Here is a 22,141-nt window from a genome sequence, read left to right as displayed (position 1 = left end):
CACTAAAATAGTTCGTCCACTAATATCTGCAAGTAATTTTTATGAAAAAACTTATTATTGTTAATTGGAAAATGCATATGAGCTTAGATGAGGCATTTAAATTTTGTACTAAGCTTACAGAACAACAGTATAATAATCAGCTTATTATAGCCCCTCCTATCCCTTATCTTGCTTATCTATCTGACAAATTTAAATCTTTAGAATTTTGTGGACAGAATGTCAGTCGATTTGTAGGGCAGGGGAGTTACACTGGAGAATATTCTAGCTTACTATTAAAACTGAGTAAAATTAATTACTCTATTGTTGGTCATAGTGAACGAAGAAATTTCTTGCAAGAATCTAATGCATTAATAAGACAAAAAGCAGAAAATTGTTTGGAGTCTCAAGTCACCCCTATTATTTGTATTGGAGAGGATTTAGCTATACGACAAAACAATAATTATAAAGATTTTTTATTAAAGCAGTTAGAGGAATCTTTGCCAAATATAGTAGGTGAACAAAATTTAATAGTAGCATATGAACCAATTTGGGCTATAGGAACAGGGATTACTCCTGGACAAGAAGAATTAACAGAAATATTTGATGCCCTTAATTATTATCTCAAGCAAAGGCAAGTTGCAAATAATATCAGCTTAGTATATGGTGGATCTGTAAATTTAGATAATATAGAAAAGATATTAAGTATACAGAATATTGATGGGGTTATGGTTGGCAAATCCTCACTTGATTATCAAATGCTAGTTCAAATGTTAAATATAGCTAACTCGAACTGGCATCATTGCTAAGAGGCTGCCTACGATAACTAATTAATTATTTTTAGGGTTAAATTATTAGGGTTTTTAAAAAATGATAAATATATTACTTTTTGTTCATATTGTGATAGCAATATTGCTAATTATTGTAATTTTGATGCAAAAGACTGGTAGTGATGGATTAAGTGGTATTGGTGGTGGTAATGGGACTATGGGTGTTGTTGCAGGTCGGACGGTGGTTAATTTCTTGACTAGAACTACGGTAGTACTTGCCACGTTATTTATGATTAACGCTGTTATTCTGGCTAATCTGTCTTCTAAGAAGAATTCGGGAATAATTAAGAAAATAGAGCAAGTTGATGATAAGCAACAAGAATCTAGCTTGCCTATTGCGAAATAGAATTTAAGGAGCAACTGTACTTATGCAAAAAATAATTGACTTACATAATATCAAAATTGGCAATGCTCTACCATTTATTTTGATTGCTGGACCATGCCAAATAGAAACTCTAGATCATGCACTATTTATGGCAGACAAACTTGTGACTCTTACGGCTAAACTTAACATACCATTTATTTATAAATCATCATTTGATAAAGCAAATAGAACTTCAATTAATGGTCTTCGTGGTAGTGGGCTTGACAAAGGGCTAGAAATTTTGTATAAGGTAAAATCAACCTTTAATTGTCACATTCTTACCGATGTTCATACAGAGAGTCAATGTGCCAGGGTTGCTGAAATTGTTGATATAATCCAAATTCCCGCTTTTTTATGTAGACAAACAGATTTATTGCGGGCTGCAGCACTGACCAATAAGGTGGTTAATGTGAAAAAAGGACAGTTTCTTGCTCCTTGGGATATGAAGAATGTCCATGCTAAGCTGGAAAGCTTTGGGGCTAAGAATATCATGCTTACCGAGCGGGGAGTATGTTTTGGTTACAACACATTAGTATCAGATATGCGTAGTTTGCCAATTATGGCAGAAACTGGGGCTCCAGTAATTTTCGATGCAACCCATTCGGTTCAGCAGCCAGGTGGTATAGGCAATAGTAGTGGTGGCGAGAGGAAATATGTTGAAATACTGGCAAGGGCAGCTGTTAGCGTCGGAGTCGCTGGTATTTTTATGGAAGTTCATCAAGAGCCAGATGATGCTCCAAGTGACGGACCTTGTATGATTAAGATGTCTGATTTAGAACCTATATTATCTAGATTGAAGAGATATGATGATATAACTAAAACCCCTACATTATAGTAATTATAGAGTCCAAGCTTCATTAGATTGCACCACATACTAGGTTCGTGATCTTCTCCCCCTAACCTAGCTGCATATAAAGTTGCCTCTGCTGCATTATCTTTAGGCATATGCAGATAGTAAAGATCGTTTACAGTTCTATAAGTCTCATGTTGTACCACACATGGATTAAGTGCTGTTGATGCAACAAGTTTTCCACAAGCCACAGGATTTTTAGTAAGAAAACATTCCCCACCGTTTTTTATTGCTCCAATAACCGCAGGAAAATTGGGTGAACAAGTTGGTCGATCATTTTGCATAAAGTATAGTCAATTGATGAGAAGTTGGTGACGTCGTCACTCGTCGCTCGCCTATTACTTATAACCTCAGTTTGATGTAAGAGGAAGGTTGAGATTGTTTAATTTTCCAAAAGCTACAGAAATTTTATTAGGCTTAAAAACATAGGTAAGCAGTCCAGCTAATACGTTAGTTTGAAAATTCATAACAGATCTGTGCCTTGTATGGTCTATATGACAAAGGTTTTTTAGTTGATCGTTAATGGTTTCAATAATATACCTTTTATTTAAAAACCGCTTTTTAATAGGATCTATTATTCTTTCTTTCATATTACTTTTAATTTTTGTTATTAGTTCTAAACCTTGATTAGCAAGGGATTGAGTGAGTTTTTTACTGATATACCCACGATCACCAAAAAGCCAGCCTTGTAATTTATCTACTAAATTTTCCACCACTGCTCTATCATCAACATTTCCTGGAGTTAAAGAAAAACTCATAATCTCTCCGCAACTGTTAATGACAATATGTAGCTTACAACCAAAGAACCACCCAGTGGAAGTCTTACCTCTTTTTGCTATGTCTTTGAATACTTTATGTCTATTAATTCTTAAATTATGGCAAGCAGGAAGTTTAGTAGAGTCGATATAATATTGACCAGTTTGTTTTCCTGATAGGCTTTTTAGCAGTAACACCATGGGCATGAAGCTCATTGGCATTAACTGAACAAAACGACTATAGCTCACAAGTTTTGGAAATTCCTTTCTATAACTTTGACATAGGCAGCATAAATAAAAATCTTTAAAGGTACGGTAGTGACTCAAGTGAAACATTACTATAATAGTAATAATCTCTGAGAGTCCTATACTGCAAACTACTTTACGCTTACGGTTAGGATTTGGTAATATATATTTATTTTGCTCCGTATCAAAATGCTTGCAAAAATCATCAATTAAGCAGAAAATCTCCGTAAGAGGGATCATAATATATTCTCCAATTTTGTTGTTATTATTCGAGAACTTTATAATCCCTCCCTTCTTACTTTTCAAATATTCTTTCTCCTAACACACTGGTTTGAAAGAAGGTTTTATTTTTACCATAGCTCACCACCAACAGTTTGTTTATGTTATTACATAATGCTTAGCATTTTGTTTGGTGCTTACGTCAAACTCAGGTTATCTAGCACAACTGTTGAAAGTTAGAAGGTAGATCAGGTTTTAGCCTGAATATTGCATGAAAGAATAGAGACAAAACCCTTGTAATACTATATAATACCAATTGCAATAATTAACACGGTGTGTTTATCCAGTCTCTATACATAATTGATTTTACTAAATCTACATTATGAGCAAATTGATTCCAAGCGTAACAAGCCATAGTGACGATATCTTCATATACACCATAACATTGGTTAGACAAGAAATGATTTTTGATCCATTCCCAAACTTGTTCCATTGCATTAAGTTCCGGTGCATAGGGCGGAAGCGGTATCAAAGTGATATTGCTTGGCACAGTCAGAACGCCCTCGCAAAGCGAGGGGCTTGACGGTTATGAGCAGCCCAAAGGGCTGCCATTGTTAATTAAAATTCTCCTGATTCGTCAGAGCCTAAACTATCAAGTTGCTCTTGATTCTTAATGTAGTGTTTGATCTGATTCTCTTCAAATCCTACAGTTGAGACCGCATAACCTCTAGCCCACAACTTTTCTCCATTAAAATTACGTTTTCGTCCACCAAACTGCCTAGCAACGGCTATAGCACTTTTCCCCTTGATATAGCCTATTACTTCAGCTACAGAATATTTAGGAGGAATCTTGATGAGCATATGCACATGATCTTGTACCATATGCCCCTCTATGATCTTGCTCCCACGTTGAAAAGCTAACTCATGGAATACGTTCCCAAGATATTTTCTAACCTTCCCGTACAATTCTTTTTTACGACACTTTGGAATAAACACAATATGATATTTGCAATCCCATTTAGAATGATTTAAACTTTCGTATGTTGTCATATATTTTCTCCTTTGACCGTCAAGCCAAAGAAGTTATATATGATAACTTTTTATTTTATACTAAATCTAAAGGCCAAGCCTTGATGGTCTCACTAGTCAAACTAGTGGCTTACCTATCATTGAGTTAGTTTTTTGGCTGTGTGCCAACCTGCATTATCCGTTAGTAAAGCTATATGTCGGTTGCCTTGAATACTGCGAGAAAGCTCTTCTAAGAATTTATTCATTGCCTGTGTGTTTGCATATGGTAAAATTAATGCAAAAGCTTCTCCTGTATCATGGCAAGCAGCTCCATAAATATATGTTGAAATGAATTGCTGTTGCCGAACTTTACGGGGTCTAGTGCCACGCTTAGCCCATATACGAGTTAAGCTACCTTGTTGCCCAACTCGAGTTTCATCCTGAGACCATATATCAACTTTACATCTATCGATATTTTTTGGTAATAATTTTGTTAACATGTCTGGGAAGTTTTTTTATATGTATTTTGAGTCTCTTGATTTGACTTTGGATGCATTGAACGAGAAGTAATCCAGCTAAAACCAAGGCGGTGCATAGTATTGTAGACTGTTTTTAAAGCGCATTTAGCACCATATTCCTCAAGTAACATGATATGTAGCTCCTTTCCAGTTATATACCCACCAGTTTTACTTTCACTGAGCGTATTGATTTTATCAAAAAGAGCAGACTCTTGTATAGTGTTAATCTTCCTAGGGGCGCCGCTTCTTTGTGATTCAAATAATCCTTCAAAACCATGATTCCTAAATCTTCTGAGCCATGATTGCACAGTTTTCCAGTGTGACTTCACTATTTCAGATATGGCTTTTAAAGATTTGCCTAATTGAAGGTGATACATCGCCAATAAACGTATACGATTTCGACCATGCGGCTCATGTTTCATCATTTTTATAAAATCATGACCATGAAAACCTTGTGGTAATATTAACCTAGCCATTTGAGTACCTTTATCAGTTAAAAACCCATTTTACACCACTGCGTTAATTATTGCAATTGGTATTAGAGCTATTTGCCGATCGCACTTCATGCCATAAATGGTGGGCTAATCAACTCAGACTAATTTTGTCAAGCCTTGCCTATACATTAGTAGAATATATACGTGATAAGTTTTTACAAGGTACTGAATTAGCTAAAGCCTTGGTAGGAACGGTGCGTTTAAAATTGTTCAAAATTGGAGCAGTAATTATTAGAAATACTAGGAGCATTAAATTCTTGTTGTCTTCATCTTATCCTTACCAACATATATGGGATAGTGTTATGAAAAAATTAGCTATAGAATAAGCTAATATGGTACTGTCCCCGGTACAATAAAAAATGGGGGTAAGGGGGGATTCTATCTTAAATCAGGAAGAATTGCATATCTAGACATAATTTAAGTGAAAATTAACATATCCATTACCACTTATAAGCGATATTGCCATTTTATTTTTATAAATACCACCTTCATGCAATATCCAGGTTAGAACTTACAAATGCATATGAAGAATCTTTTTAAGTATACATGTTTAGTGCTTATGTCGAATGTTGAGGTTAATTATGTTTAAGTGGGATCAATGTCTATTATATACAATCAGGGAAACGTTGTATATAACATGCTTGCTTCGAGTGATAACCTATCTAATAGAGCATAATATAACCTCAGTTTGATGTAAGAGGAAGGTTGAGATTGTTTAATTTTCCAAAAGCTACAGAAATTTTATTAGGCTTAAAAACATAGGCAAGCAGTCCAGCTAAATACGTTAGTTTGAAAATTCATAACAGATCTATGCCTTGTATGGTCTATATGACAAAGGTTTTTTAGTTGATCGTTAATGGTTTCAATAATATACCTTTTATTTAAAAACCGCTTTTTAATAGGATCTATTATTCTTTCTTTCATATTACTTTTAATTTTTGTTATTAGTTCTAAACCTTGATTAGCAAGGGATTGAGTGAGTTTTTTACTGATATACCCACGATCACCAAAAAGCCAGCCTTGTAATTTATCTACTAAATTTTCCACCACTGCTCTATCATCAACATTTCCTGGAGTTAAAGAAAAACTCATAATCTCTCCGCAACTGTTAATGACAATATGTAGCTTACAACCAAAGAACCACCCAGTGGAAGTCTTACCTCTTTTTGCTATGTCTTTGAATACTTTATGTCTATTAATTCTTAAATTATGGCAAGCAGGAAGTTTAGTAGAGTCGATATAATATTGACCAGTTTGTTTTCCTGATAGGCTTTTTAGCAGTAATACCATGGGCATGAAGCTCATTGGCATTAACTGAACAAAACGACTATAGCTCACAAGTTTTGGAAATTCCTTTCTATAACTTTGACATAGGCAGCATAAATAAAAATCTTTAAAGGTACGGTAGTGACATAGCAATTATCTTTTATCTAAATTTTCAAAAAAATATTTATCTAAATAATAAAACAACGTTTTTGTTGAATAAGTTTATGGCAAACTTCAAGTAGCTTACGCATACAAGCAACTATCGCAACTTTCTTAGGTTTAAAATTATTAACAAGCCTATTGTATAAAGTTTTTAAATATTGAAAACCATTTTTGCCAGTTAATACCGCCATGTATAAAGCATCCCGTGGTATTTTTCTGCCTCCCCTAATAAATCTTCGTCCTTGCTTATTACCACTATCACGGGCGTACGGAGCTATCCCCACAATTGCTGACAATTCATTACTACTATAATTTTTATCCCCTAATTCAGGTACAAAACTAATTAGTTTTGTAGCCAAACATTTACCAATACCAGGTACAGTCTCTAATATTTTTACCTTCTCTTTTAACTCTTCTGACTCATCTATTGTTTTGTTTAACTTCTTATCAAGCTCAGCTATTTCATTTTGTAAGAATTTAATGTGTTTTTCTATACTATCTTTATCAATACCATCAATACTATGATGTAGTCTTTTCTTTTCATTGCTAAGCATTAATACTAAATCTTCTCGTCTTTGCTTATATCTCTTCAAATTCTCTGATTCAACTTGATATATATAATTCGCTGAAAGCTGCATCTTATCACCATAATATGCTAATTTAAATGCATCCTTCCTATCAGTTTTACACAAATTTACCGATTTACTAAAAGAATTAAAACTATATGTATTGACCTTATGTATTTGTTGCTTATTATTATACAGCTTTTGACAAATCTCAGCTTCGTATCCTCCAGTGGGTTCACATATTATTAGCTTAATCTCTTGCTCTTTTGCTAATTTAATCACCTCTTCATGACCAGCTGCATCATTGGCAAAACGATGATATTTAGGTTTATCGCTTGTATTATATACACATATATCAAGCCATTGTTTACTTACATCTAGACCTATTATTTTACTCATGATATAATCTCCTTCGTCTTATTGTGCAAGGCTGCTACTTCCAACACCTTCTGCAATTTGTTCAAAGCAAACTTTGTAAGAGGGTACTTATTCTATGCTCGATTATCTCAATCAAGTACCCCTCAAATCACCCTCTTACCATTACTTATATCATAATTTAAAGATATAAGTACCCTACAATTTTTGTAAAGATGGTATTAGGATAGAAAAAAGTTTTTGTTTGGGAGGTATTAATAATGTGGATATTAGCTGCGTTATGGCTGTTGTAGATTGATAAAAAGCATTTTTGATATGATCAAAGCCATAGGTAAATAATGAAAACAATTGTCTTTCAATGGTTTTGTACCGTTTTATTCGGATGGGATTTAAGGCATTTTGTATTATTCCATTTTGACTATTAAAGCTGAAGCAATAGCAGTTATCACTAATAATTTTTCAAATCTATCCAATTTTACAATGTGACTTTTTTCAATATCAAAACCACCGCTTTTTAGGTGCAAAAATAGTCGTTCAACACTCCAACAAAATTTATATAAAGCAAAAATATCTTGCTCTATTTCAATTGAAGACACCAGAACCATCAGCTCGCTCTTATCATTTCTATATGCGGTAAAATTAACCTTTCTATTCCATAATATACCACTACAAGCCCTATACTCTAAGGCTTTAACATCACTAAATATTCTTTCAATGGTTAAAGTTCTTAAACCTTTTGTAAGACGAATTTTATGATCCATTTTTAATGGAATAACAAACTTTAGATGGTTATTTATCAGAAAGTCTAACCATTCTTTATTCATAAATTCTCTATCAGCAAGCAAATATTTTATTCTTTCAACGCCAAAATTATTAATAAATTTCTGTAAAAATTCCTTCATAAATTCTGCAGAACACCCGCCACCATGCGACAAAGTCTTCCAGAATATTGGCACCGATATTTTACCAATTACCATTACTAAAAATAAAATATTAATATCGGATTTACCAAATTTCCAACTTGTCCTATCCATTGCTACGACATAATTTTTTGAAGCAAAAAAGCTTAATAGCAAATAGCCAACCTTCATATAATCAAAATTAAAATCTTTTAAAAAACGATAAATTCTATGAGTTTTTGACGCCGCTTTAGCATCACCTAAAATACCAAGTGCTAAACCTTTTTGATAAATTGAGCTGCCCGTCAGCAAACTAATTACCATACCAACCAAACATTTTAATCTTGATTTATTTCCGTCTATATATAAAATCAATTCTTGAAGTATTATATTATGCATTTTGTTATAAAAATACCTACCTTATACTACTTCACACCACTCTAAATCAACCATTCTTCTTCATCTTCTCAAAATTGTAGGGTACTATAGACGTCGTCACTCGTCGCTCGCCTATTACTTATAGGCGTCGCTCCATCGCATAGGCATCAGTTTAAGAAAACAATAATTGAGAAACCGTCATTGCGAGGAGACCGTAAGGTCGACGAAGCAATCCATAAAAGTGATTAGAAATGGATTGCCACGCCACCTACGGTGGCTCGCTAATAGACGACTTTTCTACTTTATTTTCTTAAACTAACGCTTATGCACTCCATCGCTCCTAGCCCCAAATTCTCCTGAATTGACTATATTTTTCGGCGAGAATAGATATGATTTTTGCAAGAATAGTGTGCCTATTTCAAAAAAATCATGTTTATTCGCAGCCAAAAAGAGCCAAATATAGAATTACTTTAGTTATTGTAGGCAGCCTCCTAGCATTCTATGATTCTAACCTCATAAACAATTAACTCAGAATATCATCTAATACGGCTTGACTATTTTCATTCCACGCCCCTAATACTCCTCTTGCATCAGGATCGCTTGAATTTTGCCAAAGATGCTCATCATACATGCTATTAAGATAAGGATTATTTATAATTTCCGATCCAAAGTGATGTAAATTGAAAGAAAGCATATTGGACAACGTAGCAGAATCCAAATATCCTTCATAACCTTTTGTCGTTCCTATCATTCCCAAATCTGCAAATTGTTGTTGTATATCTTCTACTACCTCTTTAGAGTCAGCTTTCTTCTTCCATGATACTATAACTTCAGGGTAATCTTTACGCTCTACGTCAGACCATAAACCCAAATTATGCTTAGAGAATTCTTCCCATGGAAAATATGGACCAGGTGCAATATGCCTTCCTACAGCCCAATCTGCTAAAGCAACTACATTCGCACTCTCAATTTTATATTCATCACATAAATATTTAGTTAGCAACAGGTTAGCTTCAAGTTGCTTTGCCGTTAGAGGTTCTTTACCGCTATTTATAGACATGATACCTATGCAATAATCATTCATAACATTCTTCATGTCATTTGGTATATCTTTATTTAACTTACTACCAGTTTTTAAAGATCCCTTTCCTGCAGCCCAAGGACTTTTACTATCCAGAACCAACTGATATATTAAACCATCTGTATCTATAATGTAATACCAATTGCAATAATTAACGCAGTGGTGTAAAATGGGTTTTTAACTGATAAAGGTACTCAAATGGCTAGGTTAATATTACCACAAGGTTTTCATGGTCATGATTTTATAAAAATGATGAAACATGAGCCGCATGGTCGAAATCGTATACGTTTATTGGCGATGTATCACCTTCAATTAGGCAAATCTTTAAAAGCCATATCTGAAATAGTGAAGTCACACTGGAAAACTGTGCAATCATGGCTCAGAAGATTTAGGAATCATGGTTTTGAAGGATTATTTGAATCACAAAGAAGCGGCGCCCCTAGGAAGATTAACACTATACAAGAGTCTGCTCTTTTTGATAAAATCAATACGCTCAGTGAAAGTAAAACTGGTGGGTATATAACTGGAAAGGAGCTACATATCATGTTACTTGAGGAATATGGTGCTAAATGCGCTTTAAAAACAGTCTACAATACTATGCACCGCCTTGGTTTTAGCTGGATTACTTCTCGTTCAATGCATCCAAAGTCAAATCAAGAGACTCAAAATACATATAAAAAAACTTCCCAGACATGTTAACAAAATTATTACCAAAAAATATCGATAGATGTAAAGTTGATATATGGTCTCAGGATGAAACTCGAGTTGGGCAACAAGGTAGCTTAACTCGTATATGGGCTAAGCGTGGCACTAGACCCCGTAAAGTTCGGCAACAGCAATTCATTTCAACATATATTTATGGAGCTGCTTGCCATGATACAGGAGAAGCTTTTGCATTAATTTTACCATATGCAAACACACAGGCAATGAATAAATTCTTAGAAGAGCTTTCTCGCAGTATTCAAGGCAACCGACATATAGCTTTACTAACGGATAATGCAGGTTGGCACACAGCCAAAAAACTAACTGTGCCAAGCAATATCACTTTGATACCGCTTCCGCCCTATGCACCGGAACTTAATGCAATGGAACAAGTTTGGGAATGGATCAAAAATCATTTCTTGTCTAACCAATGTTATGGTGTATATGAAGATATCGTCACTATGGCTTGTTACGCTTGGAATCAATTTGCTCATAATGTAGATTTAGTAAAATCAATTATGTATAGAGACTGGATAAACACACCGTGTTAATTATTGCAATTGGTATAATGCACAGATACGCCTGAACTTCTTAATTGAGTAATGTCTTGTCCCTCACGAAAAATCATTTTAGAAAATGCACTATTTAAAGAGCCAACAGAATAAGTCTGCATAATATATTGAGGAGAGGAACCTTCTCGCCTATCCGTGTAAAAATTACATTTGTTAGTTTCTATGTTTGTTTCCTCTCCTTTTGAAGCAAGTGAAAATCCTTCTGCATTATAAGGTGGTCCCCTTTGTCTAGACAAAAATTTAGATAAATAGAGATATAATTCACAAAAATTAAATTGTTGTTTTTATACAATATTTTTTTCAAAATATACACATTCTGGAGTTTTATAATCCAAAGCTTGATGCATCCTTTGTCTATTATAAAAGTCCATATATTCGTTAATTGCTGTCTTTGCCTCCTTTACTGTTGTTAAAATAATCCGATAAATTTTTTCCTGTTTTAATGATCGCCAAAAACGTTCACTCAATAACTAACCAGCTGAAGCTGGTAGGTTGAAGTTGCGACTAGAAGTCACGGATTTACTCTAAAGAGATATTCATTACATTATTAGGCTGATGTGCATCTGAATGATTGTTAATGTAGTTATTGATTATATCATCAGTGACATTACCACTGGTTGAGCTAAAGAAGCCCCTAGCCCAAAAGTGGCGTCCCCAGTAAGTTTTTCTAATTTCAGGAAATTCTTGCTGAATTTTATATGATGAACGTCCTTTAGCTGCTTTAACAAACTGACTAATGGATATATGAGGTGGAATTTCAGCCATAATATGGACATGATCGGCAGATAATATTCCATTGATGATTTTGATACCAAGATATTCTGCTACCTGAGCAATAATTTCTCTAATTCTAATCCTGAGGTTACCTGTGAGTACTTTGTATCGATACTTAGTAATCCAAACGATATGGAAGCGGTGGTAAAATACGGTGTGGCTAGACTTACTATAATCAGTCATATATATTATTCTCTATTCAGAGAATAATATATATGATAACATTAGTAAATTGAAATATTTTAGAACAAGGACTGAAGTCTTTTCCGGCTGAAGCCGGAGGTTTTAACCAAATTTTGGGACAATAAAAATATTATCTAAGGCTCGTCCCTTACCATCCATACTAATCAAGATATTATGTAGCTTTAGCATACTAATAAAATTCTCCGAGGTAAATTGTACTCCTTGATCAGTATTAAATATTTTTGGCATACCATATTTTTCTATAGCGTCTTCAAGGGCTGTTACACAAAATTCACTTTCCAAACTAATGGAGATTCGCCAACTTAGAATATAACGACTATACCAGTCAATAATAGCTACTAAATATACGAACCCTTGGCTCAGTCTTATATACGTTATATCTGCACTCCAAACCTGGTTTGGCAATACTATTTCTAATCCTTTTAGTAAATAAGGATATATTTTATGCGCTTGATTCCTCTTGCTTAAATTTATTTTAGGATAAACAGCTTCAAGACCCATTATCTTGTAGTAACGTCTAACAGCTTTACGACCTACCGAAAAACCTTGGGCTTGTAAATATTTAGCCATCCGCCGCATACCATAATATGGATGCATAGTATAGGTCTCATCAATTATTGCCATAATCTTGATATCTTGTTCACTAATACCAGTAGGTTGATAGTAATAGGTTGACCTGCTAATATCCAATAACTTACACTGTTGTACAATTGTTAACTTATTATGATTAGGCTCTATCATATTACACCTAACCTTTAATTCCAAACAATGCAGATTTTTTTTTGAGCCAGTCACACTCAACGCTTAACTGACCAATTTGCTCATATAGATTCTTGATTAACCCCTGCTGATTTGGATCAGCACTCTGTGTTTTATTCTTAAAACCTTGTACTAACAACTCAAGACCTTGTTTTTTCCAGTTACTGATCTGTGTTGCATGAACACCATACTTACTGGTTATCTGGGCTATTGTTAGCTCTCCCTTAATTGCTTCTATGACAATTTTGGCTTTCTCCTCAGCACTATATTGCCTTACTTGTTTTTTCATCTCTAGCTCTCCTTGTTTGCTAAAGAATTCTATCTCATTTTTCTTATTTTTCTGTCCAAAATATTGGAACCATTATAGGCAATATTTCTGGTTTTTTCAACATAACTTTTCCTCCTAAATTAAGTAGAACTTTAAGTTTAGTATTGATTTTTTATTAAGTCAATAGCCTTAATTAAAGTATTTCCGTTCTTTAGTTACTGTTTCATCTTCATTAGATGGTTTGTTATTTTGCCATTTTTTGGCAGATTCCCGTTTATTGTTATTAATATCAGCGTTATCTTTATAAGGCTCAGATTTATGATTAGTCGTAACGTTTGGAGTAACGGTAGCGTCAATATTTTTTATGGTTAACTTGGCTTTGCCTTTATTGTCAAAACCAATAAGTTTAACTTTTACCACATCACCATGTTTTAAAACACTAGACACAGACTCAATACGTTCCTTCGAGATCTCACTAATATGGATAAATCCATCACGATTACCTAAATAATTGATAAACGCTCCGGATTCTAATATTTTGACAACTGTTCCATTGAATATGCCACCAATTTCAGACTCAATGGCAATTAACTTAATCTTGGCAATTGCCATATCTAGCTTTTCTTTGCCTACCGCAGAAACAGTTACATTACCATCGTCACTTATATCAATTTTAGCTGATGTTGTATCACAAATTTCACGTATTACTTTACCACCAGGTCCTATAACATCTCTAATTTTATCTTTATCAATTTTAAAGCTATAAATACAAGGGGCGTATTGGCTAACATGGTTATTGGTTTTATTAATAGCCTTATCCATTTCTTGTAGAATATGAATACGACCAGTCTTTGCTTGAACTAAAGCCTGTTTCATTATTTCAAATGTTATGCCAGATATCTTAATGTCCATTTGTAGGGCGGTTATGCCTTCCGTACCACCAGCTACTTTAAAATCCATATCTCCAAGATTATCTTCATCCCCAATAATATCAGATAAAATTACAAATTTATCGTCTTCTTTTATCAAGCCCATAGCAATACCTGCTATAGGGGTTTTAATCGGCACTCCAGCATCCATAAGTGCCATTGAACCACCGCAAATAGTAGCCATGGATGATGAGCCATTACAGGAGGTAATTTCTGACACTACCCTAATGGTATAAGGGAATTGCTCTTTAGTTGGCAACATGCGGTTAATGGCTCTCCATGCTAGTTTGCCATGACCTATTTCTCTGCGACCAGGAGCCCTCACTGGGGTTGCTTCTCCTACTGAATAAGGAGGGAAAATATAGTTGAGCATAAAACGCTCTTTATATTCGCCGTCTAAACTATCAACAATTTGTTCATCTTGACCAGTACCAAGTGTAGTGACTACTAAACTTTGTGTTTCTCCTCTAGTAAATAAGCTTGAACCATGTGTTTTTGGCAATATCGCAATTTCACAAGCTATGTTTCTTATGTCGGCAGGCTTTCTGCCATCTATACGAGTATTTTTCTTTAATACGTCCTGACGCAGTACTTCTGATTCTACTTCTTTAAGAGCAAATTCAATTTGTGAGTTAGTAAGATTATTATTAGCAATATCTTCTGCAAAGTGCCGCTTAATTATATCATAAATGTTCTTTACCGCTAATAGTCTTTCTTGTTTTAATTTAATAGCAAAAGCCCGCTTAATATCTTCTTGCACTATGCTGCTAATTTGTTCTTTTAAGCTAGCAGGGAACAAGCTGGTAGGCTGTAATTTAGGTTTTCCAGCAATTTTTATTAAGTCATTAATCAATTCGATTACAGGCTGTAATGCCTTGTGACCAAATTCAACAGCTTCTAACATTTGCTCTTCGGATAATAGATCGGCTTCAGACTCAACCATCATAACTGATGTGTCAGTTCCTGCCACTACTAAGTCTAGTTTACTAGTCTTTAACTGGTTAAATGAAGGGTTTAGGATAAAATTACCATCTATCAAACCGACTCTGCTGGCTGCTACTATATGTTGATATGGTGCTGCAGATAAAGCTAATGCAGCGGATGCTCCAATAATTGCTAATATATCACTATTACACTCAGGGTCATATGAAAGAACAGTACAGATTACTTGGGTTTCATTAAGAAAAGCTGGGTGAAATAATGGTCTAATTGGTCGATCAATCAAGCGTGAAACTAATACTTCTTTTTCCGATCCTTTACCTTCTCTTTTAAAAAACCCCCCTGGTATTTTACCAGCAGCAAATGCCATTTCTTTATAATGGACAGTAAGAGGAAAGAATCCTATCCCTTCTTTTGGCTCTTTGGCACTTACGGCAGTACATAATAAGACAGTTCCTCCCATTTTTACCATAACTGCTCCATCAGCTTGACGAGCAATTTTACCAGTCGTTAATTCAAGTGTTTTTCCACCTAATTCTATTGTTTTAACTATTTCTTCAAACATTCTTTTTCCTTATTTAATTAACAAAAAACCCGGCTAATTTTTGATTTTTTAGCCGGGTTTTATTTTACTTTCTTATTCCTAGTTTATTGATCAACGACAAATATCTGCTTAAACTTTGTTTTTTGATATAATCTAATAATCGACGTCTACGACCAACTAACATTAATAATCCCCTTCTCGAGGAAAAATCTTTGTGATTAGTTTTAAAATGCTCTGTTAAATTGCTGATTCTTTCAGTTAGAATTGCACATTGCACTTCACTAGAACCAGTATCATTTTCTTTAGTAGCATATTCTGTAATTAATTGTTGCTTACGCTGTGCTGTAACCGACATCAGTAATCTCCATGTTTATTTTATAGGTTAAATACTCGTAAAGAATTAAAGCAATTTTCACTCAAGCTACCAATTGCCAACAGAGAGTCTTGATATCGAATCCAAACTAATTCAACAGACCTCTTCGGAAACTCTACTTCTGTTGGTAATTTGTGCGTCGAGCCGGTACTCAAATCCTCACATACATCTATGTACGCTACGGTTTTGCGTTCCGTGTCTCCTACAAATTCCTCAGCATAAGCGAGTTTCCGAAGAGGTCTAATCTTTTCAAGACAATCAAAATAACATTTCTGACCATAAATAATTTTTTTAGCTTGGTCAGTAGTAGCATCAAGTACCAGGATGTCGTCCAGTACTGCTTCAATTTTTATACTTCTTTTTTCAAGAAATTCTTTTATTCCTTGATTTTGTTCATCAAGTTCTGTTAATTTAATAGCATTACATGCTGTAAATATTCCAACTTTAGTACGCTGTAATTCTAGCACAAATGCTAAACTTTGCAAGGATAAAGCAATATCTTCTGCTAAAGTTCTTACATACGTTCCCTTAGAGCATTCCACCCTATAGGTAGCTTGATTATTTTGATGATCAAAATTAAGACATTCCAAATTATATATTTGGATATTCCTAGGGGTTAATTCTACTGCCAAATTTTCTCGGGCTAATTTATAAGATCTAACACCGTTAACTTTTATAGCAGAAAAGGCAGGGGGACGCTGTTTAATCGTAGCTATGAATTTTTTACAGATATTATGACAATCGGTTTCGTTAGGAATATGATCAGTAACACCTATTACTTTACCTGAGGCATCTGCTGTATTAGTTTGTTTACCAAACTGCACCGTAAAAATGTAGGTTTTTTTTGCATCTACTAGAATTCGTACCAATTTTGTTGCTTCACCAATTGCCAAAGGTAATATCCCTTCCGCTTCAACATCCAAGGTTCCGCAATGACCAACTTTAACTCCTAAAAGGTTTTTTTTAACTATAGAAACAAGCTTTGCTGAGCTGATGCCCTTAGGTTTATAGATATTAAGCCAATAATTATTATGATGAAACATCAGTAGCATTCCTTGTATTTAGATTTAAGTCAATTCAGGAGAATTGGGTAGCACAACGAGTGACAACGTTCCCAACTTCAGCAATTATAAATTCAAAAAAGTTTGAAAATATGTATACATTCCAGTAGATAATATAACCTGAGTTTGACGTAAGCACCAAACAAAATGCTAAGCATTATGTAATAACATAAACAAACTGTTGGTGGTGAGCTATGGTAAAAATAAAACCTTCTTTCAAACTAGTGTGTTAGGAGAAAGAATATTTGAAAAGTAAGAAGGGAGGGATTATAAAGTTCTCGAATAATAACAACAAAATTGGAGAATATATTATGATCCCTCTTACGGAGATTTTCTGCTTAATTGATGATTTTTGCAAGCATTTTGATACGGAGCAAAATAAATATATATTACCAAATCACGTCAATTCGGGATAAGGATATTGTGAACATGTAGATTAAAATCAAATTTTGTTGAAGGTTTATTTTTCTTTAATGAGTAAGCAACAAGAGTAGATAATATATGGACAAAGGCATTTATTGGTGATCTATGTCTAGTATGTTCAAGGTTCATTTTATTTTTTAGATAATCAAAAACTGTTTCAATTAAGTTACGCTTTCGAAGTAAGATTTTTTCTTTCAAATCCATTAATTTATTTTCCATATTCTTCTTAATTCCATGAATCATTTTTAAGCCTCTTTCATATAAATTTAAGAACAAATTTTGCTTAATATAACCTTTATCAGCTGCTATAATTCCAGTTAATCTTTTTGTTAACTCCGGTACTGGAACCCTATCATCTACATTGCCTTTGGTCACTTTTAATGCCATAAACTCCCCTTTATTATTGATTATTACATGTAATTTAAAACCATAAAAATACCCCATAGAGGATTTACTATGTTTGGCTAATCCTTTAAAAACTTTATTGCTATAACGCCTTTTATTGTGACAAGCTTTAATCGTTGTAGAGTCAATAAAATAAATACCTGTTTCCTCACCAAACAACAAATGAATCAACATATTTAGCGGTATGAATAATCGTGCCATTAATTCAACAAATCTATTATAACTCAAGGCTTTGGGAAAATCATCCTTATGCATGCACTCTATATAACTTTTATAGAAAAATTTAAAATTCTTAGCATAGGATGTATGAAACATAATTATTATTGTTAACATTTCACTTAGACTCATGCTACAACAGCGATTTCTTTGCTTATTTGATGGTAATAACTTTCTCTGTTCATACTCCAAATAAATTTTACAAAAATCATCTATAAAACTATATAATTCTGTGATATCTTTTTTCATGCCTGTAGTTTGTTTTTTTGTTTAAAAATATAAATACTGCAGGCACTCCTTTTTGACAATCCTTTTATCTATTACTATTTCATCTATATCTTATCCCGAACTGACGTAAATCCTAACCGTAAGCGTAAAGTAGTTTGCAGTATAGGACTCTCAGAGATTATTACTATTATAACCTCAGTTTGATGTAAGAGGAAGGTTGAGATTGTTTAATTTTCCAAAAGCTACAGAAATTTTATTAGGCTTAAAAACATAGGCAAGCAGTCCAGCTAATACGTTAGTTTGAAAATTCATAACAGATCTGTGCCTTGTATGGTCTATATGACAAAGGTTTTTTAGTTGATCGTTAATGGTTTCAATAATATACCTTTTATTTAAAAACCGCTTTTTAATAGGATCTATTATTCTTTCTTTCATATTACTTTTAATTTTTGTTATTAGTTCTAAACCTTGATTAGCAAGGGATTGAGTGAGTTTTTTACTGATATACCCACGATCACCAAAAAGCCAGCCTTGTAATTTATCTACTAAATTTTCCACCACTGCTCTATCATCAACATTTCCTGGAGTTAAAGAAAAACTCATAATCTCTCCGCAACTGTTAATGACAATATGTAGCTTACAACCAAAGAACCACCCAGTGGAAGTCTTACCTCTTTTTGCTATGTCTTTGAATACTTTATGTCTATTAATTCTTAAATTATGGCAAGCAGGAAGTTTAGTAGAGTCGATATAATATTGACCAGTTTGTTTTCCTGATAGGCTTTTTAGCAGTAACACCATGGGCATGAAGCTCATTGGCATTAACTGAACAAAACGACTATAGCTCACAAGTTTTGGAAATTCCTTTCTATAACTTTGACATAGGCAGCATAAATAAAAATCTTTAAAGGTACGGTAGTGACTCAAGTGAAACATTACTATAATAGTAATAATCTCTGAGAGTCCTATACTGCAAACTACTTTACGCTTACGGTTAGGATTTGGTAATATATATTTATTTTGCTCCGTATCAAAATGCTTGCAAAAATCATCAATTAAGCAGAAAATCTCCGTAAGAGGGATCATAATATATTCTCCAATTTTGTTGTTATTATTCGAGAACTTTATAATCCCTCCCTTCTTACTTTTCAAATATTCTTTCTAACAAACTGGTTTGAAAGAAGGTTTTATTTTTACCATAGCTCACCACCAACAGTTTGTTTATGTTATTACATAATGCTTAGCATTTTGTTTGGTGCTTACGTCAAACTCAGGTTAACTAAAAATATTTAGCAAATTTTCTACATTATCAGTATCAGCAAGTTTATTATTTTTATATTCTCGACATTTAAGGCATTTATGGGTTAAGACCAAACCTTTTTTACCATCTATTTTATAAGAAATTGGTTGCATTAGCCCATTACATCCAGATGCCCTATCCCCAGGGTTAATATCTACATGCTTACTGTAAAAACATATTGGGCAATGATTAGTATAACCATTGCCTTGGATAAATTCACCACACATCTCGCAATTAAAATCTTCTTTATTTCTATAAAACTTTTTTGCTACCATTAACTTAACTTATTCTTGTAATCTGTAAGGACTTCATTAATAACACACCAAGATTGTGGAACTTCAACAGCGTTTGTTCCTTCAAAACCAGCAACGATTATCAAGGCTTTCCACAAGCTCCAGGCACGACCGCGAGTCCAGGTATCTGCATCCAACGAAAGCACTACACGAAATACTTTCCGACTTTCTCTCCCAAACATATTCCAAGCGATTGCTAGATCACAAGCGGGATCGCCGATCCCCAACCCTCCAAAATCAATGACAGCACTCAATTTCCCTTCTTGCACTAACAGGTTACCGGCACTAATGTCACCGTGAACCCATACTGGCGAATGCTGCCAGGTGGTCTCAAGTGCTTCCTCCCAAACTTTAGTAGCAGTACTGGCATCAATCTTGTCTTTCAGGACATCAATCGCCTTCCGTGTCTCAACATCGTAGGTTGTTAGCGTCCCTCCACGATAAAAATTATGTGTTCCAGGCAAAGGTCCATCCATTGTATCAATACGTTGCAGAGCGATTAGAAACTGTGCAAGGCTGGTTGCGAAGTCACACTGATCAGCTACATGTGCAGACGCAACAGTTTCACCCTCGATCCAGTTGTAAATTGACCATCGCCATGGATACCCCTCGCCCGGTTCTCCCATTGCCAATGGTTCTGGAATTGGAAGAGGCAGCAAAGGTGCCAATTTAGGCAACCACTTTTGTTCTATTTCTACCTTCATTGCATAGTGTGCTGCACTTGGCATACGTACAAGCATTTGTTTACCTAAGTGAAATGTTCGGTTATCCCACCCCCCAACCACAACTGGTTGCACAGGCAAATCTTTCCATTGAGGAAATTGATTAGCGAGTAATCTACTCACCAGCGTGCTGTCTATAATTAATTTCTTATTATCTATTAGACTTCCTGCATAAGTCAATCTAGTTGGTGATTTTGTCGTCGAAACTCTCCTCCACTCCTCACATACGTCTATGTACGCTGCGGTACTCGGCTTCGTTTCTTCTAAAAGTCCCTCAACTATTTTTGACTTATGCAGAAAGTTTATTATTTGTGTTTGATCCACTTTATTTACCTCACTTATGCTTTGATCAGGAATATTTTTACCTTTACCATATGTACATGACCAGATTTGGATATATTTCTTAATCATCCTTTTTACTGAATCATCCAACAGGAGTTCTTCATAATTAGAAGCAAAATCTAGCCATCTTAAATCATGTGATTCGGCATTTTTTACAAAACAATCGTTGCAAACGGTTTTTAATAAAAATCTCACATCATAATGATAATGCTCCTGCTCCTTAGCATTACTAGGAATAAAATGAACATCTATATCGTAAATTTGTTTAGAAATTGGCTCAATATCTAAAATTCCAGATTCTTCTTGAGCCTCTTTAATTGCTACAGCTAAAAGATCATTATTACCATCACAATGCCCTCCTGGCTGCAACCATTTACCCAACTTACGATGATGCATCAATAAGAATTTTGTTTTATTAGAATTAAGCAAAAATCCTGAACTAGTAAAATGCCCTTCTTTTGTCTCTCTACTAAAAGGATTTTCACAATTATCTAAAAAGTCTAACATCCTTTGTTTATACTCATTTTCTTCTTGAAAATTGCTGACATAATTTTTTATATTCTCACGCAAGTTCATAATATTTCTTTCCGTCCAATCTCGGTCATTTCTACTACCAGCTGCTTTATTTTTCTTATTTCTGACTTATTTGCGATCAGTAACGCATCTTTAGTATTAATAATTATTATATTATCCATTCCTATTACCGCAGTAAGCTTATTATTAGAGCTAATATATGAATTGGTGCTATCAATGTTGATCACATCACATTCACAGTAATTATTGGTTATATCTTTCTCTTGCATTTGCCATAAAGAATGCCAATTACCAATATCATGCCAACTAAAATTGGCTTCTATCATAATCATTTGCCTAATATTTTCGATTATAGCATAGTCTAAAGAAATTGGTGTAATATGTAGATATGGTTCTAAAGCAAGAGTTATATTGTTATAATTTTTAGTTGCAAAATAATATGCTTTATATGCATGTTTAAATAGTTCCTTTTGCCATAATTTAGCCTGCTCTAAAATAAAATCTATATTAAAAATAAAAATTCCTGAATTACGTCAGTTCGGGATAAGATATAGATGAAATAGTAA

The 22,141-nt window shown here is 34.1% G+C and carries 26 protein-coding genes and 2 pseudogenes; 6 read left to right on the top strand and 22 right to left on the bottom strand.

All coding sequences use genetic code 11. The features are described from left to right. Positions 1–41 precede the first annotated feature (41 nt). The 3 genes from NBW66_RS02500 to kdsA all read left to right on the top strand — a co-directional run bounded on the left by NBW66_RS02500 (position 42) and on the right by kdsA (position 2,005). Positions 42–785 (top strand): triose-phosphate isomerase, encoded by a 744-nt coding sequence (locus tag NBW66_RS02500; RefSeq protein WP_250311654.1) that lies wholly within the window; start codon positions 42–44, stop codon positions 783–785. Positions 786–846: 61 nt separating this feature from the next. Beyond that, positions 847–1,152, top strand: a complete 306-nt coding sequence (secG, locus tag NBW66_RS02495; protein WP_094648920.1) for a preprotein translocase subunit SecG — start codon at positions 847–849, stop codon at positions 1,150–1,152. Positions 1,153–1,174: 22 nt separating this feature from the next. After that, a complete protein-coding gene (kdsA, locus tag NBW66_RS02490; protein WP_250311653.1) occupies positions 1,175–2,005 on the top strand; it encodes a 3-deoxy-8-phosphooctulonate synthase in 831 nt (276 codons plus the stop codon). Between the two features lie 365 nt (positions 2,006–2,370). On the opposite strand, the gene NBW66_RS02485 is transcribed toward kdsA, so the two are convergent. The 5 genes from NBW66_RS02485 to NBW66_RS02465 form a co-directional block, all read right to left on the bottom strand. After that, on the bottom strand, positions 2,371–3,261 hold the full coding sequence (locus tag NBW66_RS02485) for an IS982 family transposase (RefSeq protein WP_250310580.1): 891 nt from the start codon (positions 3,259–3,261) through the stop codon (positions 2,371–2,373). A gap of 304 nt (positions 3,262–3,565) precedes the next feature. After that, a complete protein-coding gene (locus NBW66_RS02480) occupies positions 3,566–3,790 on the bottom strand; it encodes a transposase (RefSeq protein ID WP_250311652.1) in 225 nt (74 codons plus the stop codon). A 68-nt stretch (positions 3,791–3,858) separates the two neighbouring features. Continuing rightward, a complete protein-coding gene (gene tnpA, locus NBW66_RS02475; RefSeq protein WP_250310729.1) occupies positions 3,859–4,290 on the bottom strand; it encodes an IS200/IS605 family transposase in 432 nt (143 codons plus the stop codon). 116 nt (positions 4,291–4,406) lie between these two features. Next, positions 4,407–4,748, bottom strand: coding sequence for a transposase (locus tag NBW66_RS02470; protein WP_250311651.1), 342 nt, complete (start codon positions 4,746–4,748; stop codon positions 4,407–4,409). Next, positions 4,742–5,242 (bottom strand): helix-turn-helix domain-containing protein, encoded by a 501-nt coding sequence (locus tag NBW66_RS02465; protein ID WP_250310542.1) that lies wholly within the window; start codon positions 5,240–5,242, stop codon positions 4,742–4,744. Before NBW66_RS02465 ends, NBW66_RS02470 begins: the two co-directional genes overlap by 7 nt. 50 nt (positions 5,243–5,292) lie before the next feature. On the opposite strand from NBW66_RS02465, the gene NBW66_RS02460 reads away from it, so the two are divergent. Beyond that, on the top strand, positions 5,293–5,586 hold the full coding sequence (locus NBW66_RS02460) for a transposase (RefSeq protein ID WP_250311650.1): 294 nt from the start codon (positions 5,293–5,295) through the stop codon (positions 5,584–5,586). A gap of 357 nt (positions 5,587–5,943) precedes the next feature. On the opposite strand, the pseudogene NBW66_RS02455 reads toward NBW66_RS02460, so the two are convergent. The 5 genes and pseudogenes from NBW66_RS02455 to NBW66_RS02435 form a co-directional block, all read right to left on the bottom strand. Then, positions 5,944–6,676 (bottom strand): annotated as a pseudogene (locus tag NBW66_RS02455) (IS982 family transposase); the annotation flags it as partial. Between the two features lie 38 nt (positions 6,677–6,714). After that, positions 6,715–7,653, bottom strand: coding sequence for an IS110 family RNA-guided transposase (locus NBW66_RS02450; RefSeq protein ID WP_250310767.1), 939 nt, complete (start codon positions 7,651–7,653; stop codon positions 6,715–6,717). Between the two features lie 174 nt (positions 7,654–7,827). Further along, positions 7,828–7,977: a hypothetical protein gene (locus NBW66_RS02445; protein ID WP_250310699.1), complete on the bottom strand. Its 150-nt coding sequence runs from the start codon at positions 7,975–7,977 to the stop codon at positions 7,828–7,830. Positions 7,978–8,033: 56 nt separating this feature from the next. After that, a complete protein-coding gene (locus tag NBW66_RS02440; protein ID WP_250311648.1) occupies positions 8,034–8,927 on the bottom strand; it encodes a transposase in 894 nt (297 codons plus the stop codon). 502 nt (positions 8,928–9,429) lie between these two features. Continuing rightward, the gene (locus NBW66_RS02435; RefSeq protein ID WP_284346796.1) at positions 9,430–10,119 is read right to left on the bottom strand and encodes an N-acetylmuramoyl-L-alanine amidase; all 690 of its coding nucleotides are present in this window, start codon (positions 10,117–10,119) and stop codon (positions 9,430–9,432) included. Positions 10,120–10,185: 66 nt separating this feature from the next. Here NBW66_RS02435 and NBW66_RS02430 point away from each other — a divergent pair, with 66 nt between their 5' ends. Both NBW66_RS02430 and NBW66_RS02425 read left to right on the top strand, forming a co-directional pair. Then, positions 10,186–10,686: a helix-turn-helix domain-containing protein gene (locus tag NBW66_RS02430; protein WP_250310542.1), complete on the top strand. Its 501-nt coding sequence runs from the start codon at positions 10,186–10,188 to the stop codon at positions 10,684–10,686. Further along, positions 10,680–11,240 (top strand): IS630 family transposase, encoded by a 561-nt coding sequence (locus NBW66_RS02425; RefSeq protein WP_250310543.1) that lies wholly within the window; start codon positions 10,680–10,682, stop codon positions 11,238–11,240. Before NBW66_RS02430 ends, NBW66_RS02425 begins: the two co-directional genes overlap by 7 nt. Before the next feature lie 305 nt (positions 11,241–11,545). Here NBW66_RS02425 and NBW66_RS02420 read toward each other — a convergent pair whose 3' ends face one another. The 12 genes and pseudogenes from NBW66_RS02420 to NBW66_RS02365 all read right to left on the bottom strand — a co-directional run bounded on the left by NBW66_RS02420 (position 11,546) and on the right by NBW66_RS02365 (position 22,096). Next, positions 11,546–11,728: an integrase core domain-containing protein gene (locus NBW66_RS02420; RefSeq protein WP_250311646.1), complete on the bottom strand. Its 183-nt coding sequence runs from the start codon at positions 11,726–11,728 to the stop codon at positions 11,546–11,548. 52 nt (positions 11,729–11,780) lie between these two features. Continuing rightward, positions 11,781–12,218 carry an IS200/IS605 family transposase gene (gene tnpA, locus NBW66_RS02415; protein ID WP_250310592.1) on the bottom strand — a complete coding sequence of 146 codons (438 nt, stop codon included), beginning with the start codon at positions 12,216–12,218 and terminating at the stop codon, positions 11,781–11,783. Positions 12,219–12,338: 120 nt separating this feature from the next. Further along, positions 12,339–12,980 (bottom strand): annotated as a pseudogene (locus tag NBW66_RS02410) (IS3 family transposase); the annotation flags it as partial. Positions 12,981–12,987: 7 nt separating this feature from the next. Further along, positions 12,988–13,287 carry a transposase gene (locus NBW66_RS02405; protein WP_094649795.1) on the bottom strand — a complete coding sequence of 100 codons (300 nt, stop codon included), beginning with the start codon at positions 13,285–13,287 and terminating at the stop codon, positions 12,988–12,990. Between the two features lie 168 nt (positions 13,288–13,455). Continuing rightward, complete coding sequence (gene pnp / locus NBW66_RS02400) at positions 13,456–15,699, bottom strand: polyribonucleotide nucleotidyltransferase (RefSeq protein WP_250311644.1); 2,244 nt, start codon at positions 15,697–15,699, stop codon at positions 13,456–13,458. A gap of 64 nt (positions 15,700–15,763) precedes the next feature. Continuing rightward, a complete protein-coding gene (gene rpsO, locus NBW66_RS02395) occupies positions 15,764–16,033 on the bottom strand; it encodes a 30S ribosomal protein S15 (RefSeq protein WP_250311643.1) in 270 nt (89 codons plus the stop codon). A gap of 20 nt (positions 16,034–16,053) precedes the next feature. Further along, complete coding sequence (gene truB / locus NBW66_RS02390) at positions 16,054–17,094, bottom strand: tRNA pseudouridine(55) synthase TruB (protein ID WP_250311642.1); 1,041 nt, start codon at positions 17,092–17,094, stop codon at positions 16,054–16,056. A 420-nt stretch (positions 17,095–17,514) separates the two neighbouring features. Beyond that, a complete protein-coding gene (locus tag NBW66_RS02385; RefSeq protein ID WP_250310582.1) occupies positions 17,515–18,405 on the bottom strand; it encodes an IS982 family transposase in 891 nt (296 codons plus the stop codon). Positions 18,406–18,579: 174 nt separating this feature from the next. Next, positions 18,580–19,470, bottom strand: a complete 891-nt coding sequence (locus NBW66_RS02380; protein ID WP_250310807.1) for an IS982 family transposase — start codon at positions 19,468–19,470, stop codon at positions 18,580–18,582. A 189-nt stretch (positions 19,471–19,659) separates the two neighbouring features. Further along, entirely contained in the window at positions 19,660–19,959 is a 300-nt protein-coding gene (locus NBW66_RS02375) for an RNHCP domain-containing protein (RefSeq protein ID WP_250311641.1), read from the bottom strand. Beyond that, positions 19,959–21,617 (bottom strand): phosphotransferase, encoded by a 1,659-nt coding sequence (locus NBW66_RS02370; protein WP_250311640.1) that lies wholly within the window; start codon positions 21,615–21,617, stop codon positions 19,959–19,961. Before NBW66_RS02370 ends, NBW66_RS02375 begins: the two co-directional genes overlap by 1 nt. Next, the gene (locus NBW66_RS02365; protein ID WP_284346795.1) at positions 21,614–22,096 is read right to left on the bottom strand and encodes a hypothetical protein; all 483 of its coding nucleotides are present in this window, start codon (positions 22,094–22,096) and stop codon (positions 21,614–21,616) included. The genes NBW66_RS02370 and NBW66_RS02365 overlap by 4 nt, the downstream gene beginning before the upstream one ends. Positions 22,097–22,141 lie beyond the last annotated feature (45 nt).

The organism is Rickettsia endosymbiont of Oedothorax gibbosus (assembly GCF_936269705.1).
Taxonomy (GTDB): Bacteria; Pseudomonadota; Alphaproteobacteria; order Rickettsiales; family Rickettsiaceae; genus Tisiphia.
This window is presented reverse-complemented; position numbering and strand designations above follow the sequence as displayed.